Genomic DNA, 26439 nt, shown 5'->3' with positions numbered 1-26439 from the left:
AAAAGAGGCCGCCGATGCGGTTCGGGCGATCGGCGGCCAGAGGGGCGGATTGTCAAGGATCCGCCTCTTCTCAGGAGGTTTTATTTGATGTAACCGGCCTTGGTCATTTCCCGGGTCGCCAGCTGCTGTGCGCTCTTCAGCGCCTGATCGACCGAAATCTGGCCGGCAAGCGCTGCCGAAAACTGCTGTCCCACCGCAGTGCCGATGCCCTGGAATTCCGGGATCGCCACGAACTGAACGCCGACATAGGGGACCGGCTTGACGGTCGGCTTGCTCGGATCGGCCGCATTGATCGAGTCGATCGTCGTCTTGGCGAAGGGCGCTGCCTTCTGGTACTCCGCATTCGCATAGAGCGAGCTGCGGGTGCCGGGAGGTGCATTCAGCCAGCCTTCCTTTTCAGCGACGAGGTTGGTGTAGTCCTTGCTCGTGGCCCAGGCGACGAATTTCTCGGCAGCTTCTGCCTTCTGCGAACCAGCCGGGATGGCGAGGCTCCAGGCCCACAGCCAGTTGCCGCGTTTGCCAAGACCCTTGTCCGGGGCGAGCGCGAAGCCGACCTTGTCGGCGACGGTTGATTCCTTGGGGTTGCTGACGAAGGACGCCGCAACGGTCGCATCGATCCACATGCCGCACTTGCCGGTCTGGAACAGCGCCAGGTTCTCGTTGAAGCCGTTGGAAGAAGCGCCCGGAGGGCCGGCATCCTTCATCAGCTTGACGTAGAAATCGAGCGTATCCTTCCACTCGGGCTGATCGAACTGCGGCTTCCAGCTTTCATCAAACCAGCGGGCGCCGAAGGAGTTGGACATGGCCGTCAGGAAGGCCATGTTCTCACCCCAGCCGGCCTTGCCGCGCAGGCAGATGCCGTAGACTTCCTTGTCCTTGTTGGTGATCTTGCGGGCAGCGTCGGCAATGAAATCCCAGGTCGGAGCGTCGGGCATCTTCAGGCCAGCGGCGTCGAACAGGTCCTTGCGGTACATGACCATCGAGCTTTCGCCGTAGAACGGCGCCGCATAGAGCTTGCCGTCCATGGTCAGGCCGCTGCGGATTGCCGGCAGCAGGTCGTCGACGTCGTAATTGGCGCCGAGATTGTCGAGCGGCAGCAGCCAGCCCTGTTTTGCCCAGATCGGAACTTCATAGGTGCCGATCGTCAGAACATCGTACTGGCCGCCCTTGGTCGCGATGTCGGTCGTGACCTTCTGGCGCAGCACGTTTTCTTCGAGGGTGACCCATTCGAGATCGATGCCAGGATTCTTCGCCTTGAAGTCATCCGTCAGCTTCTGCATCCGAATCATGTCGCCGTTGTTGACGGTCGCGATTGTCAGCGTCTCGGCCGAAGCCATGCCGGCAAACGCCAATACTGAGCAGGCGCCCAGCAAAAAGGTTCTCAATGTCATATCTTCCTCCCAGAAGACGAGATGTGAGCATTCGCTTTGCTCATGAGCAATTACTCACCAAGAGGCAGTAAATGTCAATCGGCAATCGTTGCTGCGATGCCGAACAGCTTACCTATCCAATTGATTTAGAAAAAGAATTTTTTGCTCAGCCCTTGAGCAAAAACTCAGCGGTCTCTTCGTCAGTGATCAATCCATTGATCTGGTGGCCGACGACGGCAGCCTTGATCGCCTTGAATTTACGTTTGCCCTTGGCGAGTCCGATGACCATCGAAACCTCGCGCGACGGGATCGGCGCCGAGGCGACGCGCTCGTTGATCGGATTGTCGAGCAGCTTGCCGTCGACATCGAAGATCCAGCCGCAGATCTCGCCGACGGCGCCGCCGCGCATCAGCTCCATCATCTCGTCCTTCTCGAGAAAACCGTCGACGCAAAGCGGCCCGTCTATGCCGAGTTCGCCGATGCCGACGAAGGTGACGTCAGCCTGCGCGCTCATGTCGAGGGTCGAACGCACCAGCTGCTGCCCGTGCAGCGTTTCCCGCTCCTCGGCCGAGGTGACGAGCACCGGCAGCGGCATCGGAAAATGCCGCGCCTTGACCGCATCCGCCATGCTGAAGATGACGTTGTAATAGGCGGCCGAGCCGTCCGGCGCGATGTTGCCGGTCAAGGAAACGATGCGGTGATTGGGACATTCGATCGCCGGAAGCTGGTCGACGGCCGCCTTCAGCGTGCGGCCGGTGCCGACCGCAAGCACTATTGGTTCCGGCCGCTTCAGCCAGCGCTCGATCTCGGCTGCGGCTGCCTCGGCGATTCCGACGGTGGTCGATGAGGAACCCGCATCGCTCGGCACGACCTCCACATGTTTCAGCCCGAATTTTCGCCGCAGCTGATTGGCAAGCTCGAGGCAGGCGGCAATTGGATGATCGAGCCGCACCTTGATCAGACGCTCGGCAACCGCAAGCGACACCAGCCGCTGCGCCGACTGCCGCGAAATGCCCATTGCGGCGGCGATTTCATCCTGCGTGCGCCCGGCGACGTAATAAAGCCAGCCGGCACGGGCCGCATCGTCGAGCCGTGCAGGGGTCTCGGATCTTTTTGCCATATGATGCCTACCGCGCAAAATGAGCCGGCTTGCCGCCGCCGGCACGATGTGAGTCTCTGTCGCGCCAGATCAAAACAAAATTCGCGAAAATGTCGAGCCTGTTGAGACCGACACTCAAGCGAACCATTGCATGACGAAAAAGATCGACGCCTTGGCGAGACCGTAAATTACGCCGCCGGCGATGACTAGCGACACGGTTGTCATGATAAAGCCGATAAGCGCGAAGAGCCCATCACGCCCCATGATGCCGAAAGCGAAAACCGAGATGGTGATCGCCGGCAGGATGTTGCCGAGCGGAACCGGCAGCACCAGCACGATCGAAAGCAGCAGGCAGGCGAGGCCGGCGAAATATTCCGCCGGCGGCTCGGCGAAAATCGCAAGCCTCGGCTTCAGCATGCGTTCCGCCCAGGCGAGCCAGCGGTGGATGCGGCCGACGATCGTCTCGAAGTCTTCCCGCCGCATCGAACGGTTTGCAATCGCCTTCGGCAGCCAGGGTTTGAGTCCGAAGGTCAGCTGCACCGCCAGGAAGACCAATGGCGCACCGAGCACGGCAGACGTGCCGGGCGGCGTCGGGAACGCATTTGGCAGGGCAAAAATCAGCATCAGAGCGCTGATCGCCCTGTCGCCCATTGTCTCGAACAGATCGCCGATCGAAACCCATTCCCGGCCTCGGTCGCCTGCCAGCTGCCGCAGGACGGCTGAGAGGCGGCGACCCTTGGGGCGTGGTGGACGTGGTCTTCTGCGTCTATCGGAATCGGCGTTTTCGGTGGTCATGTTACCGGTGAATGATGGAAGTGCAGGTTCTGATTTTGGCCGCGCAATATGCCAATTGAATGACTTGTGGGACGAATAGCTGCTGGAGGCGATGCCGCTTCTCTTTTAGCAACAAGTGCACGGCGGGCGGCGGAATGAAGGCTTGTAATTCCCCGCCAACAGTGCGAGCACCAAAGACCAGAGAAACGGCAGAGTGGCAATGATCATTTCATTCGATATCGGCGGCTCCGCCATCAAGGGCGGCATCGCCCACTCCGAGACGGACATCGTTCCCCTCGGCCGCCGCCCGACGCCCAAGAACGATTTCACCGCTTTTGTCGAGACCCTGCGCGCCATCATCGCCGAAACCGGCGAAGCGCCGAGCCGCATTGCGCTGTCCATCGCCGGCGTCGTCGATCCCGATACGCAGCGGCTGATCTGCGCCAACATTCCCTGTATCCATGGCCGCACGCTGGCCGCCGATCTTGAAGCCGATCTCGGTCTGCCGGCTCTGATCGCCAACGACGCCGACTGTTTTGCAATGGCCGAGGCCGGGCTTGGCGCCGGCGTTGGCCACCGCATCGTTTTCGGCGCCATCCTCGGCACCGGCGTCGGCGGCGGCCTGGTTGCCGATGGGCGCCTCGTCAACGAAGCCGGCGGCTTTGCCGGCGAATGGGGTCATGGCCCGATCATCGCGTCCGCGGCCGGCAATCCGCCTGTCGCCATTCCCGCCTATGCCTGCGGCTGCGGCCAGAAAGGCTGCGTCGATACCGTCGGCGGCGCCCGCGGTCTGGAGCGGCTGCACAAGACGCTGCACGACCTCGACCTTTCCAGCGAAGAGATCATTGGCCAATGGCGGCAAGGCGAGGAAAAGGCGACACGGACCATCGACGTCTATGTCGATCTCGTCGCCTCGCCCCTGGCGCTGACAATCAACATTACCGGCGCGACCATCGTGCCGGTCGGCGGCGGCCTGTCCAATGTCGAACCCTTGCTTGCCGAACTCGACCACGCCGTGCGCGCCCGCATCCTGCGCAAGTTCGATCGCCCGCTGGTGGTGCGCAGCCAATGCCGCATCGAACCCGGCCTGATCGGCGCCGCGCTGCTGGGACTGAAGGCTGAAGCAGCCGCTCTTTAAAGTACCGGCCACATCCGCACGATCGCTGCAAACCGATCCCAATCCTTGCGCGTCAGAGGCGTCCACGCCGCTTCGGCGATTGCCGGCAGACGCGGAAAGACCAGCCGGTTGAAATGGGCGCGCGAGGCGACATTGCCGCTCAAGATGCAGGCCTGGATGCCGCGTATCTTGTCCCTCAATGCCTCCGGCAGTTCCGCCTCGGCCTCATAAGCATAGCTGCGTTCAGGCGGCGTGAACCCGCGGTCCGCGTTTCCGTGAACCGCCCCAGATTTGACAGGATTACGACCAGCAAAGGAAAACGGCGCGGCTTTCGCCGCGCCGCCTTCACTCGGCTGCCAACGCCGGCGGATGTCGGTCATCCGCCTCTTCCTGGATGGCGTCGGCATCCCGGCCTGGCTCATCCTTTGCCTTCGGCTCGCGGCCGAAGAAAAGCGCGTAACCGGCGGGCAGAACCAGAATGGTGAGCACTGTCGCAACGAGAATGCCGCCCATCATCGCGTAGGCGAGCGGGCCCCAGAAGACGCCGCGCGAGATCGGGATCAGCGCCAGCACCGCGGTCAGCGCCGTCAGCATGATCGGCCGGAAACGCCGCACGGCCGCACCGACGATCGCCTCCTGGCGGTGCATGCCCGCCTTGATATCCTGGTCGATCTGATCGACCAGGATGATAGAGTTGCGCATGATGATGCCGAGCAGCGCGATGACGCCGAGGATCGCCACGAAGCCGAAAGGCGCGCCGCTGATCAGCAAGGCGGCCGCCGCACCGATAATGCCGAGCGGCCCGGTGGCGAGCACAAGCATCGCCTTGCCGAAATGCTGCAGCTGTATCATCAGCAGTACGATGATGACGGCCAGCATGATCGGCGCCTTGGCGGCGATCGACATCTGGCTTTCCGCCGCATCCTCGGCGCCGCCCTGGATCTCGACCTTGTAACCGGCCGGCAGGCTATCGCGCAGGTCCTGCATGTCGGCATACATCTTCATCACCACGTCGTTCGGCTGGACGCCATCGGGCAGCGTCGCCCGCACGGTGATCGTCGGCAGCCTATCGCGCCGCCATTCGATGCCCTGCTCCATGATAGGAACGACCTTAGCGACCTGCGAGACCGGCACGAAACCGCCGAAATCGGTGGGAACATAGACCGAATTGACCGCCGACAGCAGCGAGCGGTTGGCATCCGGCTCGCGGGCGACGATCGACACCGTCTCCTCGCCGTCGCGGAAATCGTCGAGCGCAGCACCCGACATGGCGGTCTGCAGCATCTGGCGCACACGCTGCGAGGTGACGCCGAGCGCACGGGCGCGGTCCTGGTCGATCACCAGCTTCATCGCCGGCACCTGTTCCAGCCAGTCGTCATGAATGGCGCCGAGCATCGGATTGGCCTGGAACCGCGCTTTCACCTGATCGGCGATCTCACGCACTTCCTTGCGGTCCGGCCCCATGACGCGCATCTGCACCGGCCAGCCCGTTGGCGGCCCGAGGAACAGGCGGTCGACCTTGCCGCGGACGTCAGGAAAATCTTCCGCAAGGATGGTGCGCAGCTTGACGATCAGCCGTTCACGCGCCGGTTCGTCATTGGCCATGACGAGAAGCTGGGCGAAGTTCGGATTGCGCAGCTGCTGGTCGAGCGGCAGGAAGAAGCGCGGCGCGCCTTCGCCGATATAGGTGGCGATGAACTTCTTGTCGGGATCATCCATCATCTTGGCTTCGAGCGCCTTTGCCTGCACCTCGACTTCCCTAATGCTGGTGCCCTCGGGCAGCCAGAGATCGACGAGGATTTCCGGCCGCGAGGATTGCGGGAAGAAATTCTGCGGAATGAACTGGAAGGCCCAGAGGCTGGTGGCGAAGGTGCCGAGCGTCAAGACCAGCACGATGACCCGGTGGCGAACCGCCCAGCCGACCGTGCCGCGCAGTCGGCGATAGAAGCCGGTGTCGAAGGCATCATGATGCTCGCCGCCGGCGTGATGGCGCTGCTTGAGGATCATGTAGCCGAGCCATGGCGTGAAATAGACCGCGACGAACCACGAGGTCACCAGCGCGATGCCGACGACATAAAACAGCGAACGCACATATTCGCCGGCCGTCGATGCGGCGAAGCCGACCGGAATGAAGCCGGCCGTGGTGATCAACGTTCCCGTCAGCATCGGGAAGGCGGTCGAGGAATAGGCAAAACTTGCCGCTTCGATCTTGACGAGCCCCTCCTCGAGTTTTCGCTCCATCATCTCGACGACGATCATCGCATCGTCGACGAGCAGGCCGAGGGCGATGATCAGCGCCCCGAGCGAAATGCGCTGCAAGTCGATGCCGAGTTCGTACATCAGCGCGAAGGTGGCGGCGAGCACCAGCGGAATGGCGATGGCGATGACGAGACCCGAGCGCCAGCCGATCGACAGAAATGAGACGACGAGCACGATGACCAGGGCTTCACCGAGCGCATGCATGAATTCGCTGATCGCATCCGTCACCACGTCGGGCTGGTTGGCGATCTGGTCGACGGCGACGCCGTAGGGCAGCGCCTCCTCGAAGCGCTGATAGGTCGCCTCCACATCCTTGCCGACATCGGTGACGTTGAAGCCCTTGGCCATCACGACGCCGACCTGAACGCTGTCATGGCCGTTGAAGCGGTACTTGCGCTGATAGGGGTCCTCGAGGCCGGAACTGACGGTGGCGATATCGCCGAGGCGCGTCACCTGGCCGCCGGCGCGAAGGCGCAGCTCGCGGATATCGGTCGCCTTCTTGACGTCGCCCTCGACGGAGATGCGGACCGAGCGCAGGCCGGTATCGACGGAGCCGGCCGGATCGACATTGTTCTGGCCCTTGACGGCATTCTGCAGGTCGAGGATCGTCAGGCCCCGCTCGGCGAGCGCCTTGGACGAGACGTCGATATAGATCTTCTCCGGCTGGTCGCCGATGATGACGGCCTTCTCGACGCCCGGCGTCGTCAGCAGCATGTCGCGCGCCTGGATCGCGAACTTCTTCAGTTCCGGATAGGAATAACCGTCGCCGCTGATCGAGTGCAGCGTGATGAAAGTATCGCCGAATTCGTCGTTGAAATAAGGGCCGAGCAGGCCCTGCGGCAGCTCGCTGGAGATGTCGCCGACCTTCTTGCGCACTTGGTAGAAGGCATCCGCCACGTCTTTCGAATTCGTGTCGCCCTTGACCTGCAGGGTGATGATCGCGCTACCCGCCCGCGTATAGGACTTGACCCAGTCGATATGCGGGGTTTCCTGCAGTTTGCGCTCGATCTTGTTGACGACCTGGTCTTCCATCTCCTGGATGGAAGCACCCGGCCAGATCGCCTGCACGACCATGACGCGGAAGGTGAATTCCGGATCCTCGCGCTGGCCCATACGCATCAGGCCGAGTACACCGGTGATGATGATGAGGCCGAAGAGGAAGCGGGCGATGCTCGGATGGCCGATCGCCCAGCGCGACAGATTGAAGGGCCGCTTTTCGGTGGTGTTGGCGTCCATGGTCATGTTCCCTTTACGACGCGATCAGCGGACGGTCTGGTCCGTGGCGGCCAGGGCCGACTGCTGGTCCGGCACCTTCACCTTCAGGTTCTCGCTCATGAATTGCGTGCCGGCGGCAACGACGAGATCGCCGGTATCGAGGCCTTCGGTCACGTGCACACCGTCGCCGGTGAAATCGGCGACCTTGATGTCGCGGCTATGCACGGTCGCCGTGTCGCGGTCGACGGTCCAGACCATCTGCTTGCCGTCCTTCTCGGCAAGCGCGCTGAGCGGGATCGAGACATAGCTGTTGCCATTGCTGATATCGGCCTCGATCGTCGCCGTCATTCCGAGAAGCACGCGCGGATCGTTCGGCAGGCTCACCCGAACCGCAAAGGTGCGCGACTGCTGGTCGGCGCTGCCTGAGACTTCACGCACCTTGCCGTCGAGCACCAGCCCGTCGTCGGCCCAGAAGCTTGCCTTGACCGTCTTGCCGGGCTTGAATTGGGCGATGTCATTTTCCGGAACCGCGATCTGCACTTCCTTCTCGCCATCGACGGCAACAGTGATAACGGCGGTGCCGGAGCCGACGACCTGGCCGATGTCGGCATTGATTGATGTGACGATGCCGTTCTGGCCGGCCTTGAGATCGGTATAGCTTACCTGGTTCTTCGCCTGATCGAGCGCCGAAAGCGCGGCATCGCGCTGCGAAACTGCCTGGTCATGGCTGAGGGCTGCCTGTTCGAGCTGCGACTTTGGAGCGACGCTCTTGTCGAAGAGCTGCTCGGCGCGTTTGTTGGCAAGATCGGCAGTTTCAACGCCCCTTTCGGCTGCGGCGAGATTGGCTTCCGCCGTCTTGACCGCCAGCTGGTAGTCCGTGGCATCGATGCGGGCGAGAGTGTCACCCGGCGTCACCCGATCGCCAATATCGACGAGGCGTTCGGTGATCTTGCCGGCGACCCGAAATCCGAGGTTCATTTCCGTGCGCGCCTTGACCGAGCCGGAATAATCGAGTTTGCGGGTGTCGCCGGCCCTGGCGATCTCGACGACCTTCACCGGCCGGATGACCTCTGTCACCTCGGCCTTCTCCTCCGAGCAGGCGGAAAGGCCGATGCCGAGGGCGCTGACGAGCACGAGGCCGGCGGCGGGCGGCATGCGGTGGCTGAGGGTCTTGAGCGAAAACATCTTCCGCACTCCTGGATCGTTTCGGGGATTTGACGGCGGCTGCCGTCCACTATTTCTTCAGCGCCCTGATCACATAATCGATCAGTTCGTCGACGCTCGCGCGGTTGGTTTTGGCAAGACATTGCGCCACCATCTGCGGGTGGACGAGATTGATCGTCGCGGCACCGAAGCAACGCGAGGCAACGACCGGGTCCTGCTCGGCAAACTCACCGGCAGCGATCCCTTCGGCAATGATTTCGGCAATGAGATCATGGACGCGATCGATATGTTTTTCGATGACATGCCAGTCGCGCTCGATCGCGACGATAATCATCTCGTGCACCTTCATCTCGTCGAGCATCAGATCGAGCGTCAACTGATGCTGGGTCTTGACATAACGGCGCAGCCGCTCGCTGGCGCTGACCGGCTGATGGCGGATGTCGTAGGCGATCTGATATGCGGTCGCGAGCATGCGCCCGCAAAGTGCCTGGTGGATCTCCACCTTCGACGCGAAGAACCGATAAATATTGGCCGGAGACATGCCGAGATCGCGGGCAATGTCGGCCACCGTAGTCTTGCTGTAGCCATAGTGGCGAAACAGCCGCTCGGCCGCATCGAGAATGCGCGTGACATTCTCCTGCCGCGTGACGTCGAGCGTATTTTCCGCGATGTCGTTCATGGTTTTCGGCGTCCGAATTACGAATGACGATTTTTGAATTTCGTCAGTCGTAAAATATCAGTCGTCATTTGTCAACATGCGGGCACGCGAATGCGGCGCGAAGGGCTGCCATGGGAGCAGCAAAGCTGCATCAAACATAGCGAAGTTTCGGAAGGGTGAAGATCGGCGCCGGGAAATTGGAAAGTGCCGCGACAACTGAGCGCGGCACCTCGTCGGCGGTAGAGGAATTAGGCGAGCTTGACGTCAAGCGTAATCGGAACGGCGGCGAGCGCCTTGGAAATCGGGCAGCCGGCCTTCGCCTTATTGGCGAGTTCGGTAAAGGTCGCCTCGTCGGCGCCGGGGATGCGACCGGAGAGCGAAAGATGGATGGCGGTGACGGCAAAGCCGCCCTCGACGCTTTCGAGCGTCACCTTGGCGGAGGTCTCCATATGTTCGGCTGTGAAACCGGCTTCACCAAGGATCAAGGACAGCGCCATGGTGAAGCAGCCGGCATGGGCAGCTCCGATCAGTTCTTCCGGGTTGGTGCCGGGAATGCCTTCGAAGCGGCTGGCAAAGCCGTATGGATAATCCTTCAGGGCGCCGCTCTGCGTCGAGATCAGCCCTTTGCCATCCTTGAGACCGCCGCTCCAATGAGCCGAAGCCGTGCGATTGATCTGCATGCCGTCCTCCTGTTTTCGATTGTGCTCTCAGCAAGCGGCAGGGCGCCGCTCCGTGCCTGCGGGAGATCAGATAGCCCCCGACGGGCAATATAATGCTCTATCTCGAGAAGACGACAGGCTTGTAAAAATCGACGCGCCTGAAGCGTTCAGACGGGATGCTGTAGGACGCTGAGGCCACCATCGATCGTCAGGCAGGTGGCATTCATGAACGGGCATTCGTCGGAGATCATGAAGACGGCCGCCATGGCGATCTCCTCCGGTGTGGCGATCCGCCCGCCCGGATGCAGTTTCATCGTCTCGGCCTTGGCGCCTTCCGGATCGGGGAAGCTGTTCCAGTAATCGACCACCTTCTGCGTCGAGACATAGCCCGGCGCCAGCGCGTTGACGCGGATATTGCAGGCCGCATATTCGAGGCCTAGCGATTTCGTCATGCCCAGCAATGCATGTTTTGCCAGCGGATAAGGAAATGTGTGCGGGATGATGGTGAAGGCATGGGTCGAGGCAATGTTGAGAATGACACCGCCGCCCTGCTCGATCAGGCCCGGCAGCACCGCCTTGCAGCAATTCCAAGCGCCCTTTAGGTTGATATCGAAACAGCGGTTCCATTCGTCGTCGCTCGTCGCGAGCGGCTCGGCAAAAACATTGACCCCTGCATTGTTGACGAGCGCATTCAGCGGACCGATCTCCTCATTCGCCTCGGCGACCACCCGCGTGATCGTTCCGGCATCGGTTATATCGGCTGGAAGATAACCGAGCCGGGCGCCGGTGCTCGCGAGATCCGCCGCTGCCCGAGCCAGCAGCGCCGCATCGCGGTCAATGAGATAGACGGCCGCATTTTCGCTGATGAACGCCTTCGCGATCGCAAGGCCGATACCTTGCGCAGCGCCCGTTATCAGGATGTTCTTGCCCTGCAGGCGGTTGCTCATCATCTTCCCTCCGGCTGAACCGGCAGCGCCGACAGCTCGATCGTGACCTTGCCGGAAAGAATCTCACCCGGCGAAAGCGGTATGAGGCCTCCGAGCTCAGGCAGGTGATGGCCGTTCGGCAGATGGCTCATCGGCTCGAGGCAGAAGAAATCGCTCCGGTCGGCCGGCATATAGAGCATAAAGCGGTCGAGCGCGCCGTCGGCTTGCAGTGCCGCCTGAATTCCAAGCTCCGGCCAGGTGATGGCCGCCCGCCCGTTCCAGCCCTCGAAGGCATTGTTCATCCATCTCTGCGGCAACAGCCTTTCCGATCTGAAATCGAAATAGCCAGGCACGGGGCCTAGCACATCAGGCAGATGGTCGGGCCGCTCGCTCCAATAGCGATCGGCCGCAATGGTCATTCTCGTCTCTGGCGTCCGCACGAAGAAGGGATGCTGACCGAGACCGAATGGAAGCGCCGCTTCGCCGCGGTTTTCCACCGAAAGCGTCAGCACCAGCGCATCGCCGGCGAGACGAACCTCCTGCCGGGCAAGATAGGCATAGGGGGAAATCCGATCGGCGCGGCGGGAAAAGGCAAACTGCGCATGCGCTGGACTGCGGTCTTCAATCTGCCAGAGGCCGAGCCAGCCGTCGCCGTGCCGATAGAGCGGCTCGGCAGTATTCGGCTGGAAGGCATAGTCGCGTCCGGCAAAGGACATCGCGTTGCCGTTTACGCGGTTGCCGAAGGGAACCATAGGAAAATTCGCGAACGTCCCGTCCAGCCCTCCGGCCGGAACGAGAAAGGGTATATTTCGAAACGTCGCGGCGACAACCGCCGCACCCCGGGAGCTGACCCGGACGGCGACATCTCCGTTCTCCAGTTCAATGTCGCTCCCGGCTCGTTCCTGGTTCATCCACGTCGTCCCGCGGCCGAAGACCGCAAATTGTCGAGCAGCACCGCGATCAGCAGGATCAGCCCGCGCACGACATACTGATAGAATGCCTGGATATTGAGGAGATTCATAACGTTTTCGGCAATGCCCATGATCAGCACGCCGACAATGACGCCGCTCATCGCCGCCCGGCCGCCGGCCAGCGAAACCCCGCCAAGAACGCAGGCGGAAATCACCGACAGCTCGAGCCCGGTCGCCGCGTTCGGCTGGCCGGAGGTGATGCGTGAGGCAAGCAGGATGCCGGCAATGCCACAGATGAGGCCCTGCAGCGCAAAGATCCAGATGCGGGTGTTGACAACATTGACGCCGGCAAGCCGCGAGGCCTCGGGATTGCCGCCGATCGCCAGCGTGTTCTTGCCGAAGACGGTGCGATTGAGCACGAAGCCGAAGACGACGAACAGGATGAGCATGATCCAAATCGGCGTCGGCACGGTAAGGAAGCGCGACAGGGCAAGCTGGTAGAAGGCGGGATCGTTAATGCCGACGGCACGGCCATCCGAGGCGATCAGCGCCAGCCCGCGCACGATCTGCATCGTCGCAAGCGTGGTGATCAGCGCATTGACGCGAAAGCGGGCAATGACAATCCCGTTGACGAAGCCGACGATGGCGCCGCACAGTAGGGCGGCCAGCAGACCGACCGGAATGGAGCCCGTGGCGTTCGAGACCATCACGGCGATCATGCCGGAGAAGGCGACAATCGAGCCGACCGATAGATCGAAATCGCGCGAAGCCAGGCAGAACATCATCGTGCAGGCGACGATGCCGATCGTGACGACCGACTGCAAAAGCCCTAGCATGTTTCGCTCTGTCAGGAAGTTCGGGACGAAGAGCGAGACGATCACGAAGGCGGCGGCGAAGATCACTACCAGCCCCTGTTCGCCGAGAAGGGTTTTTTTCAAGGCATTCATTGTCCGTATTCCTGATCCTAAGTGGTGCCGGCGGCATTCCTGTCGGGCAGTGCCGCCGTCAGGATGCTGCGCTCGTTGAAATCCGGCCGGGCGACATTCGCCGCCACCCTGCCCTGGCACATCACCATGATGCGATCGCAGATGCCCATGACCTCGGGCAACTCGCTTGATATCACCACGATCGCCATGCCGTCGGCCGCCAGCTCATAGAGGATGTCGTAGATTTCCGACTTCGCCCCGACATCGATACCGCGAGTCGGCTCGTCGATGACGAGGACCTTGATGCCCTGCTCGGAAAGCCAGCGCCCGAGAATGACCTTCTGCTGATTGCCGCCGGAGAGATTGACGATGTCCTGCCGGCGCGTCGGTGTGCGCACTCGAAGCCTGGCGATAAATCGGTCTGCCTGTGCGGCCTCCATCTTCGGCTTCAAAAGGCCGAAGGATGAATAGTGCCGGCGTGAAGAAATGGCGATATTCTCTTCGACCGACCGACCTTGGATGATGCCGTCGAACTTGCGATCCTCGGGGCAGAGCACCATGCCGGCCTTGATCGCCGCTTTCGGATTGTCAGGAGAGACGGCAATGCCGTCGATCGTAACTTGGCCTTGATGTCTGGCATCGGCGCCGTAAAGCAGCCGCGCCATCTCGCTGCGGCCGGCGCCGATCAGCCCGAAGAAGCCGAGGATCTCGCCTCGGCGGACTGAAAAGCCGATAGGGGTGCGCAGTCTCGGCCCGGACAGGCCCTTGACCTCCAGCCTGATGTCGCCGAGCGGACGCTCGCGCCATGCCCAGATATCGCTGATCTCACGTCCGACCATTTCCGAGATGATCTGTTCGCGCGTCGTCTCGGAAATGGCGGGATGATGGGCAGCAAGCCTGCCGTCGCGCAGCACCGTCAGGCTGTCGCAAAGACGAAAAATCTCGTCGAGGCGATGCGAGACGTAGAGAATGACCGTCCCCTTTGCCTTCAGCCTGTCGATAAGCGAAAACAGGATTTCACTTTCACGCGAGGAAAGCGAGGAGGTCGGCTCGTCGAGCGCGATCACCCGAGCGTCGAGCATGACGGCCTTGGCGATCTCGATCATCTGCCGCGCGCCGATCGAAAGCGAGCTGACCTTGGCGGAAGGATCGACGTGGATGCCGATTTCCTCAAGCTTCGCGCGCACCGTCTCGATCAGTGTCTTCGAATGGATGACGCCGCCCTTGGCCGGAAAGCGGCCGAGCCAGAGGTTTTCGGCAATCGTCAATTCCGGAACAAGCTGCAGCTCCTGGTGGATGACGACAATGCCGGCGTGGAAGGCGTCGCGCACCGAGCCGTATTTCTGCTCCTCGCCATCGATGAAGATGCTGCCGTCATCGGCGGCCTGATCGCCGGAAAGCACGCGGATCAGCGTTGATTTGCCGGCGCCGTTTTCGCCCATCAGGCCATGGACGGCGCCTTTCTCGACGGTGAAGGAAACATTCGCCAGCGCCTGCACGCCGGGATAGCCCTTGGAGATATTGTTGAATTCGAGGAAAGCCATCACCGCTCCGCCGAGAAGGATCCGGCAGCGCGCTCGGGTGCTGCCGGATTGACATCATCTGGAGATGGTCACTCGATGCCAAGATCCTTGCGGACCTTCTCGTAGTCGCCGCGCAACGCCAGCGAGCCGGAGGTCAGCGTCAGCTTTGCCGGCTCCTTGCCGTTGGCGATCCAGTCGTACATGTTGATCGCCGTCTCGTAGCCATGAGGCTTCGGCGAGATGATCACCGTGCCGAAGAAACCCGTCGCCGCCGGCTTCTTGAATTCGTTAATCGCCGATTCCGCCCCGCCGATGCCGACACCGATGATGTTCGCCGCCGGAATGCCGACGGATTCGGAAGCACGGACGGCGCCGAGGACGGCTTCGTCGTTGAGGCCGAAGGCAACCCAGTATTTCACATCGGCATGTTTGTTGAGAACCGTGGTCGCGGCATTGAGCGCCGCTTCCGTATCGGTCTTCGCCTGCGGCGCGTCATAAATATTCTCGGCCGGGAAGCCGGCGGACTTCAGCACCGAAATCGCGCCCTCGACGCGGTCGACCGCGGTCGGCAGCTGATCGTAAGAAACCCGGATCGCGCCGACATTCTTCATGTCCCAGCCGCGCTTCTTGATTTCGTCGACGATGGCCTGACCCACGGTCTCGCCGATCTTGGTGGCCGAGATGCCCATATGCGGAACCTCTTCCAACGGCTTGCCGTCGGCGCTGACCAGGCGGTCGTCGACCGTCATCAGCTTCAATTGGTTGGCTTCCGCCTTGGCGACGATGCCCGGGCCGAGCTTGACGTCGGGCGTGCAGATGATGAAGCCCTGCGCGCCCTGGGCGCCGAGATTGTCGATCGCCGACTGAACCTTCTCGCCGTCTTCAGCGCCGATCTTGACGACAGTGAAGCCTTTTTCCTTTGCTGCCTGGTCGGCGAATTTCCACTCGTCCTGGAACCACGGCTCCTCGGGCTGCTTGACGATGAAGCCAATCTTCACGTCCGCGGAAAATGCCGAGCCGGCCGCCAAAACGGCGAAAGCGCCAGCCACGATGGCTGCTTTGAACAAGCGCATGTCTCTCTCCCTAAACTCTGAAATCGAGCAACTGCCCCCCGGCAGTGTCCAATGAATTATGTTAAATCATCATACCAGTCAATTGCCAATGTATGATGATTGAAATAATAGGATAACAGCGAGAGTCGGGAGGGCCCGTCGCAAAGCCGATCGAATTCGGATAATGAGGTTCGGTTTCTTTCGCGGAAGAGAGTTGCGGAGAGGTGAAGTTGGAATCTGAGGGACAAAGCCGAGCGGAAACCTCCAGAAGCAGCGAACGCCGGCCGCGCGTACGCCGTAACGTTACGGCGGCGATCGCTCAGGATATCTGTGCGGATCGCTATCCCTCGGGCTCACCGCTGCCCCGTGAGAATGATCTCTGCGAACTCTACGGCGTCAGCCGCACCGTCATTCGCGAATCATTGAAAGTGCTGGAGTCCAAGGGGCTCGTTCGCGGCAAGCCGCGGGTCGGAACGACCGTTTGCGACAGGGACGAGTGGAATATCCTGGACGCCGAGGTGCTCGACTGGATGGGGCCTTACATCAAGGACTTCGACCTGTTGGGCTGCATTCTCGAAGCCCGGCGCACGATAGAGCCGGCAGCCGCCGAATATGCCGCCGAACGCGCCAGCGCCCAGGAGATCGCCGATCTCGACAGGGCCTGGCGGCAGATGCGCGACAGCGCCGGCGAACCGGAAAGCTTCACCGATGCCGATGTGATGTTTCACACCGTGCTGCTCACCGCCAGCCATAACCAGGTGTTCCGCCGCCTGTCGAGCGCCATCCATGCGGCGCTGAAATATGCATTGCATGCCTCCAACATCGCCGTCGAAAACCGGGAGGATGCTGTGCTCGTTCACGGCGAACTCGTCGAGGCTTTGCGCATGCGGGACAAGACAGGCGCCCGCGAATGCGCCAACCGCATGCTCGACCTTGCGGTACGCGACCTTGCCGCCGCCGAGAAGGTGATCGGCAGAACGAAGTAATCGATCCCACCCACCTCTGCGGAAATGCCGCCGATCTCAACCACAGGAAAAGCTGAAGAACCGCGATGAAGATCACCAAACTCACTACCTATATTGTTCCGCCGCGCTGGCTGTTTCTGAAGGTCGAGACGGACGAAGGTATCGTCGGCTGGGGTGAGCCGGTCGTCGAGGGCCGCGCGCTGACCGTCGAGGCCGCCGTCCACGAACTCGAAGACTACCTGATTGGCAAGGATCCCTTCCTGATCGAGGACCACTGGACGGTGATGTATCGCGGCGGCTTCTATCGCGGCGGTGCCGCCCATATGAGCGCGATCTCCGGCATCGATCAGGCGCTCTGGGATATCAAAGGCAAGGCCCTTGGACAGCCGATCCATTCGCTGCTCGGCGGCCAGCTGCGCGACCGCATCAAGGTCTACTCCTGGATCGGCGGCGACCGTCCCGCCGATGTCGCCAACAATGCCAGGGAGGTGGTCGTCCGCGGCTTCAAGGCGATCAAGCTCAACGGCTGCGAGGAGATGCAGATCGTCGACACCAATGAGAAGGTGGAGAACGCGGTCGAGACGATCGCCGCCATCCGCGAGGCGATCGGCCCGCATATCGGCATCGGCGTCGATTTCCACGGCCGCGTCCACAAGCCGATGGCCAAGGTTCTCGCCAAGCAGCTCGAACCTTACAAGCTGATGTTCATCGAAGAGCCGGTGCTCTCCGAAAACAAGGAAGCGCTGCGCGATATCGTCAACCACACCTCGACACCGATCGCGCTCGGCGAACGGCTTTATTCCCGCTGGGACTTCAAGCAGGTGCTTTCCGACGGTTACGTCGACATCATTCAGCCGGATCTTTCGCATGCCGGCGGCATCACCGAATGCCGCAAGATCGCAGCCATGGCTGAAGCCTATGACGTGGCGCTGGCGCCGCATTGCCCGCTCGGCCCGATCGCGCTCGCCGCCTGCCTGCAGGTCGACGCCGTCAGCTACAACGCCTTCATCCAGGAGCAGAGCCTCGGCATCCATTACAACACCGGCAACGACATCCTCGATTACATCTCCAACAAGGAGGTGTTCCACTATGCCGATGGTTTCGTCTCGATCCCGCAGGGCCCAGGTCTCGGCATCGACGTCGACGAAGCCTATGTCATCGAACGCGCCAAAGAGGGCCATCGCTGGCGCAACCCGGTCTGGCGCCACGCCGACGGCAGCTTTGCCGAATGGTAAAAGGGAAAGGGTCGCGCGAGCGGCCCTTTTTTATTCGCCGTGTCGGAGATCAGGCCGCTCATCCGTCATAGTGGAAGCCCAAGAGGAGGTTTTCATGGCCAGAGCAATCGCAATTTTCGCCGCCCGCATCATCTTCAGTTTTATCTTCTTCATGGCCGCCGGCTTCAAATTCGCCGATGTCGGCGCGACTTCCGGCTATATCGCCGCTGCCGGTTTCCCGATGCCGACCTTCCTGACCTGGATCGCAGCCTTCTTCGAGATCGCGCTGGCCCTCGCCTTCATATCGGGCGCATTTTTCCGCGAGGCCAGCCTGCTCGCAGGCATCTACGTGATCTTTCTCGCCTTCGCCTTCCACGGGCCGTCCCATTGGCAGCAGAACCAGGCCGAGTTCGGCTTCTTCGTCGATCATTTCACCTTCCTCGCCGGCCTGCTCTTTGCCGCCGTCCATGGACCGGAGAAATGGGCCTTCAAGCAGACGCTTCTCAGATAAGCGCGAACAACCCGCTCTCATCCGGAACCAACTGCTGCGCCGGACATTGGCATACGGCGGAACGTCAAGGAGAGCGTCCATGGAGCTGAAGGGAAAGATCGCGTTGGTAACCGGCGCCGGTTCCGGCATCGGCAAGGCAGCCGCGTTGAAGCTCGCTGCCGAGGGAGCGAAGGTCGCTGCACTGAGCCGGACGGCAGACGAAGTCGAAAAGACCTGCGCCGAGATCAAGTCGGCCGGCGGAGAGGCGATCGCGCTGACGGCCGATACCAGCGACGAGGCTCAAATGCGAGCCGCGGTGCAGAAACTCACCAATACCTTCGAGGGCCTGGACATCGTCGTCGCCAATGCCGGGATCAACGGCGTCTGGGCACCGATCGATGATCTGAAACCGGACGAGTGGGACAAAACGATCGCCGTCAATCTGCGCGGCACCTATCTGACCCTGCATCTGACGGTTCCGCATTTGAAGCAACGCGGCGGTTCGATTATCGTCGTCTCCTCGATCAACGGGACCCGCACCTTTACCACGCCGGGCGCCACCGCCTACACCGCCACCAAGGCCGGCCAGGTCGCGATGGTCCAGCAACTCGCTCTGGAACTCGGGCGACACGACATCCGCGTCAATGCCGTCTGCCCCGGCGAGATCGAAACCAATATCAACGCCAATACCGCCAGTCGTGGTCGTGAAGAAACCGAGGTTCCGGTCATCTGGCCGGAAGGCGATATCCCGATCGCTGGCGGTAAGGCGGGCAAGAGCGAGGATGTCGCCGAAACCATCCTCTTCCTCGCCTCCGAGCGCGCCCGGCACATTACCGGCACTCCGATCTGGATCGACGGCGGCCAGGGCCTGCTGCGATAGCCGCGCGTCGTTAGACGGTCAGTCGGCTGCCAGCCGTGCGCTGTCCAAGGTGTAGAGTTCCTGTGCACGCTGCACTCCGCGCAACGCATAACGCCCGACGCAGGCGAGCGCGGCGCGCTCTTCCTCCGGAATGGCCGCAGCAAAATCGGAGGAGATCAACAGGTTGAGATCGACCGAACGGCACATCGAGGCAATCCGGCTGACTTCGTTGACGGCGGGGCCGATGACGGTGAAGTCCAGCCGGTCCTGGCTGCCGATATTGCCGTAGAAGACATCGCCGATATGCAGACCAATATAGACGTCCGTCGTCGGCCTGCCATCCGCCGCGCGCGCGGCATTCAGGGTGACGAGCTTTTCCCGCAGCAGCGATTCGGCGCTGAGCGCCGCCCGGCAGGTCTCGGCCGGCACCTCGCCCTTGAATATGGCGAGCACGCCGTCGCCGATCAGCTTCAGCACATTGCCGCCGGCCTCGTGGATCGCCGAGATCGCTACCTCGCTGTAATCGTTGAGCAGCGGGATGATTTCCTCCGGCGGCACGCGATCGGAAATCTTGGTGTAGTTCAACAAATCGGAAAACCAGAGGGCCGCCGAAATCCGCTCCGATTTGCCGCGGCTGATCTTGCCTTCCATCACCTGGCGCGCCGCATCCTCGCCGAGATAGACTTCCGCGATGGTGCGGGCGATGCGTCCGAGCGCGATGCACTTGATCGCCAAACCGAGGACCGGCACCAGCTTGCGCAGGATGGCGAGATCGTGATCGGAAAACCCCTCAGGATGTTTGGTTGCGAAATGCGAGAAGAAGCAATCCATCTCGCCGATCGTGCCGGCTTCGCTGAAACGATGCATCATCGCCACGAAATCCGTGTGGCCGGCCTCGGCGATCTTGTCGAGCATGGCGAAATCGATCGGATCGCCGAAGCCCAGACGTCGGCGCACCTCCCGCTCGTTGCCCGACCAAAGATGGTAGAAGGCCGAGCGCTGCCAATTCGCCGCCGCTTCGCCCGAACTCGTTGGACCATACTCGAATTCGGCTTGGATCTCCTCCACACTGTCCCAGCGGAAGGCGCGGCCTTCATGCACGGGGTGCAGTGTATCCATCAGCGCCAGGCCGCGGTCGAGCGGCAGGCCGGCCTTGCGGCAGGCCGCGCAAAAACCAGTCATGAGTTCGGCTTCCGAAACGCCCTTCAGTCCCTGCTCCGTAACCCAGGCCGCAATCGTGCTGACGTCGCTGTAATCCATGCCGCTTACCTCGCTCATATCAAGCTTTATCCCAAATCCGGCATCGATGGAAATCCGATTGGCTCAATCGCCGGCCGGCATGTTGTAGGGCGTGATGATTTCAACCGCCGACAGCAAGGCAATGGGTTTTTGATGGATTCCTGATCTACATCACCTCGCATCGCGGCGTATAGTGCCTCATCGAAAACAGGGAGGAGCCTGGGATGAAAACCGATAACCAGCAGAAATTGCGCGCTGACCGTGTCTGGCTCTCCGAAGACGCCTGCGATCTTGCTGATTTTCGCCGTCTTGCGGAAAAGACGACCGCGCTTGCCGATTACCCCACCGCGTCAGCGGTCGAGAAAAACATCCTGATTTATGAAAGCCGCAAGGTGATGGCGGCGGTAGCTGAAGACCGGCGCGCCGTGCTGGCCGAAATCTGCGAGGCCTTCGGCGAGGGCCCCGGCGTCATCGTATTCAAACATGCTTACGAGGATACCGGCATCATCGACCGCGCCAGCGCGATCTTCAATCAGATCATCGAGGAGCAGCACGTCACCTCGACCGGCGGCGGCGATCACTTCGCCAAGCCCGGCGCCAACGACCGGATCTGGAATTCATTGGAAAAACATTGCATCGCCGATCCGGCAAATTTCGCCGAATATTACGGCAACGCCATCGTCGCGCTGGCAAGCGAAGCCTGGCTCGGCCCGAGCTATCAGATGACGGCGCAGGTCAACCGCGTCAATCCGGGCGGCGCAGCACAGTCGGCCCATCGCGACTATCATCTCGGCTTCCAGTCGTCTCAGGTGATCGAGCAGTTTCCAGCGCATGTGCACCGGCTTTCGCCGGTGCTGACGCTGCAGGGCGCGGTCGCCCATTGCGACATGCCGCTCGAAAGCGGCCCGACGCTCTTCCTACCGCACAGCCAGACCTATGTGCCGGGTTATCTCGCGCTGAAGCGCCAGGAGTTCCGCGATTATTTCGAAGCCAGCCACGTGCAGCTGCCGCTCGAAAAGGGCGACGTCGTCTTCTTCAATCCCGCCCTCTTCCATGCCGCCGGCACCAACCGTTCGACCGACATCAAACGCGTCGCTAACCTCCTGCAGGTCTCCTCCGCCTTCGGCCGGGCCATGGAAACCGTCAATCGCGAGAGGATGAGCGCCAGGCTCTTTCCGGCGTTGAAAACCTTGCAGGGCAGGCTTACGCCCGATGAAATCACCAACGCCGTCGCCGCTTGCGCCGAAGGCTATTCCTTCCCGACCAATCTCGACCGCGACCCGCCGCTCGGCGGCCTGGCGCCGAAGACGCAGGCACAGCTGATGCACGAGGCGTTGCGGGAAGGCTGGAGCGAAGTGGCCTTTACGGCAGCGCTTGCCGAGCAGGCGAGGAAGAAGTTGAGCTGAACTTGGAGACTGGAGCCACCTCATCCGCCCTGCGGGCACTTTCTCCTTCGGGGAGAAGGTGGCGGCAGCCGGTTGAGGGGGCCACACACGTTGACATAATCGCTTCCCGCACCCGCGGGGGCCATTCGCCCATCACCACCGAGGAGGAACCACATGAGCACGAACCACGGCCGCCTTGACGGCAAGATTGCGATCGTCACCGGCGGCACGCAAGGACTGGGCGCCACCATTGCCCGTCTTTTCGCCGAGCGCGGTGCGGAAGGCATCGTCATCTGCGGTCGCAATGAAACCAAGGGCGAGGCGAAAGCCGCGGAGATTGCGGCCGCCACCGGCGTGCGAGTCGTCTATGTCAAGGCCGACCTCGGCAAGGTCGAAGACGCGCGGAATGTCGTGCACGCCTGCGACGAGGCCTTCGGCCGGGTGGACGCGCTGGTCAATGCCGCCGCCATCACCGATCGCGGCACCATCCTCGATACCAGTCCTGAACTCTTCGACGCCATGTTCGCCGTCAATGTGCGCGCGCCGTTTTTCCTGATGCAGGAGACGCTGAAGGTCATGCGCCGCGAAAAGACCGAAGGCACTATCGTCAATATCGGCTCGATGTCGGCCAAAGCCGGCCAGCCCTTCATCGCCGCCTATTGCGCCTCCAAGGGCGCGCTCGAAACGCTGACGAAGAACACCGCCTATGCGCTGCTGCGCAACCGAATCCGCGTCAACGGCCTCAATATCGGCTGGATGGCGTCCGAAGGCGAGGACCGCATCCAGCGCGAATATCACGATGCCCCCGCCGACTGGCTGGAGAAGGCGGCGGCCAGCCAGCCCTTCGGCCGCCTCGTCGATCCGCATGAGGTTGCGCGCGCCTGCGCTTACCTGTCGTCAGCCGAATCCGGGCTGATGACCGGCTCGGTCATCTGCTTCGACCAGTCGATCTGGGGGGCTTATGACGGCTCGCCGCATCCGGTCTCCGCCCTCTGAAAAACCGGAGCCCGGCATTTCCGCTCGCCGGGCTCTGGCACCTCCCGGCATTTGCCGCTAGGAAGAAAATGGCAGCATTGAGGAGGAACTGGCGTGGCCGACAATCCGCTTTACGACATCCGCGATGAACGTTTCGGCGCTCTGGTCATCGGCAGCGCCGCGCTCGAGGAACTCTATTGCGGCTGCCGCTGGACGGAGGGGCCGGTCTGGTTTTCCGATCTCAACTGCCTGCTCTGGAGCGATATCCCGAACGAACGCATGATGCGCTGGACGCCCGACGGCACGGTCTCGATCTTCCGCTCGCCTTCCAATTACGTGAACGGCAACACCCGTGACCGGCAGGGCCGGCTTATCTCCTGCGAACATGGCGGCCGCCGCGTCACCCGCACCGAGATCGACGGCAGCATCACCGTTCTCGCCGACAGCTACAAGGGCAAACGGCTGAACTCGCCGAACGATGTCGTCGTCCATTCCGATGGCGGGATCTGGTTCACCGATCCGACCTACGGCATCCTGTCCGATTACGAGGGCCACAAGGCCGAGCCCGAGCAGCCGACCCGAAACGTTTACCGGATCGACCCTTCAAGCGGCGCAATCGAGGCCGTCGTCGAGGATTTCATCCAGCCGAACGGCCTTGCCTTCTCGCCCGACGAGACGAAATTCTACATCGCCGATTCCGGCTCGGCAAAACATGACGTGCCACGCCATATAAGAGTTTTCGACGTCGTCGACGGCAGGAGGCTCGCAAACAGCCGCTATTTCTGCAGCCTCGATGTCGGCAATCCCGACGGCTTCCGCTTCGACATCGGCGGCAATCTCTGGACGAGTGCCGGCGACGGCGTTCATTGCTTTTCGCCCGACGGCACGCTCCTCGGCAAGATCAGGGTGCCGCAGACGGTCTCCAACCTCACCTTCGGCGGCCCCAAGAAAAACCGGCTCTTCATCACCGCGACGCGCTCGGTCTATTCGATCTATACGAAGACCAACGGCGCCCAATTTCCGTGAGGATCAAGGACCGGCTTGAAGATCGCCGTTCCGGGATGACGACTTGCATAAAAAAAGCTAAAGCGCGTCACACGAATGAGATTCGATGTGCGTGCTTCAGAGCGTGAGGCAAGAAACCTGTGAGCGTTTCGGACAACATCCTGTTCTGGCAGCCCGCAGATCCATTGCATCAAGAAGGGATGTTCCGATGACCCGATTTTCACGCGCCGAAGGGCGGCGCACCACTTCTGATGCCATGACCGGGAGAGCCTGAGATGCGTTCCGTCGTTTCCTTCAACGAAGGCTGGAGTTTCCATGAGGGCTTCGGACAGCGTCTGCTCGAAAGCTTCGACGCCGCCAAGTCGGTTAGCCTGCCCCATACCGCCGTCGAACTGCCGTTCAACTACTTCGACGAGAAAAGCTATCAGCGCGCCTTCACCTATCAGAAAGTGCTGCGCTGGCTGCCCGAATTCGAGGGCCGCGAGGTTTCGCTCGTTTTCGACGCCGCCATGGCCGACAGCGTTGTCTATCTGAACGGCGAAGAGATCATCGCCCACAAGGACGGCTACACCCCCTTCGAGGCCCGCCTCACCGGCAAGCTCCTCAAGGGCGAGAACCTCATTACCGTCAAGATCGACGGCAGCGAAAACCCTGCCATTCCACCCTTCGGCGGCCGCATCGATTATCTCACTTATGCCGGCATCTATCGCGACGTCTGGCTGAAGGTCACCGACCCGGTGTCGATCCGCAATCTGAAGATCGAAACCACGGACGTCCTTGCCCTGGAAAAGTCGGCAACCGTCCGCGTCTATATCGCCAATCCGGAGGGCCGCAGCTTCTCGGCGACCGTCACCGCCACGCTGAAGCAGGCCGACGGCACGGTGATCGCCACCGCAGCAACCGAGACGATCGGCGACCGCACCAGGCTTTCCTTCGGCGGCCTTACCGGCATCGCGCTCTGGGAGATTACCGATCCCACGCTCTACGAAGTCACTGTCGAGCTCCGGACCGAGCACGGCTCCGACCGTGTCTCCAGCCGCTTCGGTTTCCGCACCGCCGAATTCACGCCGGAAGGTTTCCTCTTGAACGGCAGGCCGCTGAAGCTGCGCGGCCTCAACCGTCATCAGTCCTTCCCCTATGTCGGTTATGCCGCCGGCCGGTCCGCCCAAGAACGCGACGCCGATATCATGAAGAGCGTACTGAAGTGCAATATCGTCCGCACCTCGCATTATCCGCAGTCGAAATGGTTCCTCGACCGCTGCGACGCCATTGGCCTGCTGGTCTTCGAAGAGATCCCCGGCTGGCAGCATATTGGCGATGCCGACTGGCAGAAGGAATCGATCGAGAACGTCCGGCGCATGATCGAGCGCGACTGGAACCATCCCTCGATCATCATCTGGGGCGTGCGTATCAACGAGTCCCAGGATAGTCACGATTTCTATGTCGAGACCAATCGCCTCGCCCGCGAACTCGACAGCACCCGCCAGACCGGCGGCGTGCGTTACATCACCGAGAGCGAGCTGCTCGAAGACGTCTATACGATGAACGACTTCATCCTCGGCAACGAGGAGCTGCCGGGCGCCAACCGCCCGCGAACCGTGTTACGCGGCCAGCAGGAGAACACCGGCCTTTCCCGGAAAGTGCCGTATCTCATCACCGAGTTCAACGGCCACATGCACCCGACGAAGATCTATGACCAGGAGCAGCGCCAGGCCGAGCATGTGCGCCGTCACCTGGAGGTGCTGAATGCCGCCTATGGCGACCCCGATATTTCGGGCGCGATCGGCTGGTGCATGTTCGATTACAACACCCACAAGGATTTCGGCTCCGGCGACCGCATCTGCTATCACGGCGTCATGGACATGTTCCGCGAGCCGAAATTCGCCGCCTATGCCTATATCAGCCAGTGCGACCCGTCCGACGAGATCGTCATGAAGCCGGCAACCTTCTGGGCGCGCGGCGAGCGCAATATCGGCGGCGTGCTGCCGCTGATCATCCTGACCAATTGCGACGAGGTGGAACTGCAATATGGCGGGCTCAGCAAGCGCATCGGCCCGGACCGCGAGAATTATCCGCATCTGCCGCATCCGCCCGTCGTGCTCGATCATCGCCACTTCACTGCCGACGAGCTCGGCACCTGGGGTCTGGAATGGATCGACGGCACCTTGACCGGCTATATCGGCGGCGAGCCGGTGGCGAGCCTGACGTTTGCCGCCGATCCTCTACCGACGACGCTGGAAATCGTCGCCGACACCCACACGCTGAAAGCCCGGGAACGCGACAGCACCCGTATCATCATCCGCGCCCTCGACCAATGCGGCCAGCGCCTGCCCTTCATGAACGACAGCATTGCGCTGAAGGTGCATGGACCCGGAAAAATCGTCGGCCCGGTCAATGTGCCGCTGCAGGGGGGCACCGCTGGCTTCTGGCTGGAGGCGACGGGTCTGGTCGGCGAGATCACCGTCGAAGCGGTCTCCTCGCGTTTCGCGCCCGTGACCCTCACTGTGACAGCCGCCGCCTGACGACCATCACGCGATCCGCATCTGGCTGTCGGGATCGAAGAACACGGCCTTGTCGAGATTGAAGGCAAGGCGGGTGTTCTGGCCCGGCGCGATGCCGGCATCGGCGCGCAGCCGGGCGACGACGGATTTGCC

General features: G+C 61.8%; 23 protein-coding genes and 1 pseudogene. 9 read left to right on the top strand and 15 right to left on the bottom strand.

Features of this window, described 5'->3' with window-relative positions:
* Nucleotides 1-80 precede the first annotated feature (80 nt).
* From EFR00_RS12920 to EFR00_RS12910, 3 genes are all read right to left on the bottom strand, one after another.
* Nucleotides 81-1391: an ABC transporter substrate-binding protein gene (locus EFR00_RS12920; protein ID WP_077990808.1), complete on the bottom strand. Its 1311-nt coding sequence runs from the start codon at nt 1389-1391 to the stop codon at nt 81-83.
* Between the two features lie 145 nt (nt 1392-1536).
* Nucleotides 1537-2490: a sugar-binding transcriptional regulator gene (locus tag EFR00_RS12915; RefSeq protein WP_077990809.1), complete on the bottom strand. Its 954-nt coding sequence runs from the start codon at nt 2488-2490 to the stop codon at nt 1537-1539.
* Nucleotides 2491-2604: 114 nt separating this feature from the next.
* Entirely contained in the window at nt 2605-3183 is a 579-nt protein-coding gene (locus EFR00_RS12910; protein WP_183738805.1) for an exopolysaccharide biosynthesis protein, read from the bottom strand.
* A gap of 280 nt (nt 3184-3463) precedes the next feature.
* Between EFR00_RS12910 and EFR00_RS12905 the strand changes: the two genes are divergently transcribed.
* A complete protein-coding gene (locus tag EFR00_RS12905; RefSeq protein ID WP_077990811.1) occupies nt 3464-4381 on the top strand; it encodes an ROK family protein in 918 nt (305 codons plus the stop codon).
* Here EFR00_RS12905 and EFR00_RS12900 read toward each other — a convergent pair.
* From EFR00_RS12900 to EFR00_RS12855, 10 genes are all read right to left on the bottom strand, one after another.
* Complete coding sequence (locus EFR00_RS12900; RefSeq protein WP_281040125.1) at nt 4378-4740, bottom strand: family 20 glycosylhydrolase; 363 nt, start codon at nt 4738-4740, stop codon at nt 4378-4380. The two genes, EFR00_RS12905 and EFR00_RS12900, sit on opposite strands and share 4 nt — an antisense overlap.
* Nucleotides 4706-7855: an efflux RND transporter permease subunit gene (locus EFR00_RS12895; RefSeq protein ID WP_077990812.1), complete on the bottom strand. Its 3150-nt coding sequence runs from the start codon at nt 7853-7855 to the stop codon at nt 4706-4708. Before EFR00_RS12895 ends, EFR00_RS12900 begins: the two co-directional genes overlap by 35 nt.
* A gap of 24 nt (nt 7856-7879) precedes the next feature.
* Nucleotides 7880-9019: an efflux RND transporter periplasmic adaptor subunit gene (locus EFR00_RS12890; RefSeq protein ID WP_077990814.1), complete on the bottom strand. Its 1140-nt coding sequence runs from the start codon at nt 9017-9019 to the stop codon at nt 7880-7882.
* A gap of 49 nt (nt 9020-9068) precedes the next feature.
* Complete coding sequence (locus tag EFR00_RS12885; RefSeq protein WP_077990815.1) at nt 9069-9677, bottom strand: TetR/AcrR family transcriptional regulator; 609 nt, start codon at nt 9675-9677, stop codon at nt 9069-9071.
* 227 nt (nt 9678-9904) lie between these two features.
* The gene (locus EFR00_RS12880) at nt 9905-10336 is read right to left on the bottom strand and encodes an OsmC family protein (protein WP_004668726.1); all 432 of its coding nucleotides are present in this window, start codon (nt 10334-10336) and stop codon (nt 9905-9907) included.
* 146 nt (nt 10337-10482) lie between these two features.
* Entirely contained in the window at nt 10483-11262 is a 780-nt protein-coding gene (locus EFR00_RS12875; RefSeq protein ID WP_009993576.1) for an SDR family oxidoreductase, read from the bottom strand.
* Nucleotides 11262-12152, bottom strand: a complete 891-nt coding sequence (locus EFR00_RS12870; protein WP_077990817.1) for an aldose 1-epimerase — start codon at nt 12150-12152, stop codon at nt 11262-11264. The genes EFR00_RS12875 and EFR00_RS12870 overlap by 1 nt, the downstream gene beginning before the upstream one ends.
* Nucleotides 12149-13099, bottom strand: a complete 951-nt coding sequence (araH, locus tag EFR00_RS12865) for an L-arabinose ABC transporter permease AraH (RefSeq protein ID WP_077990820.1) — start codon at nt 13097-13099, stop codon at nt 12149-12151. The genes EFR00_RS12870 and araH overlap by 4 nt, the downstream gene beginning before the upstream one ends.
* Before the next feature lie 17 nt (nt 13100-13116).
* Nucleotides 13117-14622 carry an L-arabinose ABC transporter ATP-binding protein AraG gene (gene araG / locus EFR00_RS12860; protein WP_077990821.1) on the bottom strand — a complete coding sequence of 502 codons (1506 nt, stop codon included), beginning with the start codon at nt 14620-14622 and terminating at the stop codon, nt 13117-13119.
* A 68-nt stretch (nt 14623-14690) separates the two neighbouring features.
* On the bottom strand, nt 14691-15674 hold the full coding sequence (locus EFR00_RS12855) for an arabinose ABC transporter substrate-binding protein (RefSeq protein WP_077990822.1): 984 nt from the start codon (nt 15672-15674) through the stop codon (nt 14691-14693).
* Nucleotides 15675-15877: 203 nt separating this feature from the next.
* On the opposite strand from EFR00_RS12855, the gene EFR00_RS12850 reads away from it, so the two are divergent.
* The 4 genes from EFR00_RS12850 (at nt 15878) to EFR00_RS12835 (ending at nt 19202) form a co-directional block, all read left to right on the top strand.
* Nucleotides 15878-16639 carry a FadR/GntR family transcriptional regulator gene (locus tag EFR00_RS12850; protein ID WP_406550264.1) on the top strand — a complete coding sequence of 254 codons (762 nt, stop codon included), beginning with the start codon at nt 15878-15880 and terminating at the stop codon, nt 16637-16639.
* Nucleotides 16640-16704: 65 nt separating this feature from the next.
* Nucleotides 16705-17853, top strand: a complete 1149-nt coding sequence (gene dgoD / locus EFR00_RS12845) for a galactonate dehydratase (protein ID WP_077990825.1) — start codon at nt 16705-16707, stop codon at nt 17851-17853.
* Nucleotides 17854-17947: 94 nt separating this feature from the next.
* Complete coding sequence (locus EFR00_RS12840; RefSeq protein ID WP_077990828.1) at nt 17948-18343, top strand: DoxX family protein; 396 nt, start codon at nt 17948-17950, stop codon at nt 18341-18343.
* Between the two features lie 79 nt (nt 18344-18422).
* Nucleotides 18423-19202, top strand: a complete 780-nt coding sequence (locus EFR00_RS12835) for an SDR family oxidoreductase (RefSeq protein WP_077990830.1) — start codon at nt 18423-18425, stop codon at nt 19200-19202.
* 18 nt (nt 19203-19220) lie between these two features.
* Here the strand turns inward: EFR00_RS12835 and EFR00_RS12830 are convergent, their stop codons facing one another.
* The gene (locus tag EFR00_RS12830) at nt 19221-20441 is read right to left on the bottom strand and encodes an adenylate/guanylate cyclase domain-containing protein (protein ID WP_077990871.1); all 1221 of its coding nucleotides are present in this window, start codon (nt 20439-20441) and stop codon (nt 19221-19223) included.
* 203 nt (nt 20442-20644) lie between these two features.
* Here EFR00_RS12830 and EFR00_RS12825 point away from each other — a divergent pair, with 203 nt between their 5' ends.
* The 4 genes from EFR00_RS12825 to EFR00_RS12810 all read left to right on the top strand — a co-directional run bounded on the left by EFR00_RS12825 (nt 20645) and on the right by EFR00_RS12810 (nt 26307).
* Complete coding sequence (locus EFR00_RS12825; protein WP_077990832.1) at nt 20645-21826, top strand: phytanoyl-CoA dioxygenase family protein; 1182 nt, start codon at nt 20645-20647, stop codon at nt 21824-21826.
* A 153-nt stretch (nt 21827-21979) separates the two neighbouring features.
* Nucleotides 21980-22801 (top strand): SDR family oxidoreductase, encoded by an 822-nt coding sequence (locus EFR00_RS12820; protein WP_077990835.1) that lies wholly within the window; start codon nt 21980-21982, stop codon nt 22799-22801.
* Nucleotides 22802-22894: 93 nt separating this feature from the next.
* Complete coding sequence (locus EFR00_RS12815; protein WP_077990838.1) at nt 22895-23806, top strand: SMP-30/gluconolactonase/LRE family protein; 912 nt, start codon at nt 22895-22897, stop codon at nt 23804-23806.
* A gap of 254 nt (nt 23807-24060) precedes the next feature.
* Nucleotides 24061-26307 carry a glycoside hydrolase family 2 protein gene (locus EFR00_RS12810; protein ID WP_077990841.1) on the top strand — a complete coding sequence of 749 codons (2247 nt, stop codon included), beginning with the start codon at nt 24061-24063 and terminating at the stop codon, nt 26305-26307.
* Between the two features lie 6 nt (nt 26308-26313).
* Here the strand turns inward: EFR00_RS12810 and EFR00_RS12805 are convergent.
* A pseudogene (locus EFR00_RS12805) lies at nt 26314-26439 on the bottom strand (sugar ABC transporter ATP-binding protein); the annotation flags it as partial.

It is taken from the genome of Rhizobium sophoriradicis, from assembly GCF_003939025.1.
GTDB lineage: Bacteria > Pseudomonadota > Alphaproteobacteria > Rhizobiales > Rhizobiaceae > Rhizobium > Rhizobium sophoriradicis.
The sequence above is the reverse complement of the archived record's forward strand: the minus strand, read 5'-3'. Positions and strand labels throughout refer to the sequence as shown.

Excerpts from the sequence above, each read along its gene's own strand:
- EFR00_RS12920 (WP_077990808.1), bottom strand. The coding sequence starts at position 1,391 with ATGACATTGAGAACCTTTTTGCTGGGCGCCTGCTCAGTATTGGCGTTT.
- EFR00_RS12915 (WP_077990809.1), bottom strand. The coding sequence starts at position 2,490 with ATGGCAAAAAGATCCGAGACCCCTGCACGGCTCGACGATGCGGCCCGT.
- EFR00_RS12905 (WP_077990811.1), top strand. The coding sequence starts at position 3,464 with ATGATCATTTCATTCGATATCGGCGGCTCCGCCATCAAGGGCGGCATC.
- EFR00_RS12900 (WP_281040125.1), bottom strand. The coding sequence starts at position 4,740 with ATGACCGACATCCGCCGGCGTTGGCAGCCGAGTGAAGGCGGCGCGGCG.
- EFR00_RS12895 (WP_077990812.1), bottom strand. The coding sequence starts at position 7,855 with ATGGACGCCAACACCACCGAAAAGCGGCCCTTCAATCTGTCGCGCTGG.
- EFR00_RS12890 (WP_077990814.1), bottom strand. The coding sequence starts at position 9,019 with ATGTTTTCGCTCAAGACCCTCAGCCACCGCATGCCGCCCGCCGCCGGC.
- EFR00_RS12885 (WP_077990815.1), bottom strand. The coding sequence starts at position 9,677 with ATGAACGACATCGCGGAAAATACGCTCGACGTCACGCGGCAGGAGAAT.
- EFR00_RS12880 (WP_004668726.1), bottom strand. The coding sequence starts at position 10,336 with ATGCAGATCAATCGCACGGCTTCGGCTCATTGGAGCGGCGGTCTCAAG.
- EFR00_RS12875 (WP_009993576.1), bottom strand. The coding sequence starts at position 11,262 with ATGAGCAACCGCCTGCAGGGCAAGAACATCCTGATAACGGGCGCTGCG.
- EFR00_RS12870 (WP_077990817.1), bottom strand. The coding sequence starts at position 12,152 with ATGAACCAGGAACGAGCCGGGAGCGACATTGAACTGGAGAACGGAGAT.
- araH (WP_077990820.1), bottom strand. The coding sequence starts at position 13,099 with ATGAATGCCTTGAAAAAAACCCTTCTCGGCGAACAGGGGCTGGTAGTG.
- araG (WP_077990821.1), bottom strand. The coding sequence starts at position 14,622 with ATGGCTTTCCTCGAATTCAACAATATCTCCAAGGGCTATCCCGGCGTG.
- EFR00_RS12855 (WP_077990822.1), bottom strand. The coding sequence starts at position 15,674 with ATGCGCTTGTTCAAAGCAGCCATCGTGGCTGGCGCTTTCGCCGTTTTG.
- dgoD (WP_077990825.1), top strand. The coding sequence starts at position 16,705 with ATGAAGATCACCAAACTCACTACCTATATTGTTCCGCCGCGCTGGCTG.
- EFR00_RS12840 (WP_077990828.1), top strand. The coding sequence starts at position 17,948 with ATGGCCAGAGCAATCGCAATTTTCGCCGCCCGCATCATCTTCAGTTTT.
- EFR00_RS12835 (WP_077990830.1), top strand. The coding sequence starts at position 18,423 with ATGGAGCTGAAGGGAAAGATCGCGTTGGTAACCGGCGCCGGTTCCGGC.
- EFR00_RS12830 (WP_077990871.1), bottom strand. The coding sequence starts at position 20,441 with ATGGATTACAGCGACGTCAGCACGATTGCGGCCTGGGTTACGGAGCAG.
- EFR00_RS12825 (WP_077990832.1), top strand. The coding sequence starts at position 20,645 with ATGAAAACCGATAACCAGCAGAAATTGCGCGCTGACCGTGTCTGGCTC.
- EFR00_RS12820 (WP_077990835.1), top strand. The coding sequence starts at position 21,980 with ATGAGCACGAACCACGGCCGCCTTGACGGCAAGATTGCGATCGTCACC.
- EFR00_RS12810 (WP_077990841.1), top strand. The coding sequence starts at position 24,061 with ATGCGTTCCGTCGTTTCCTTCAACGAAGGCTGGAGTTTCCATGAGGGC.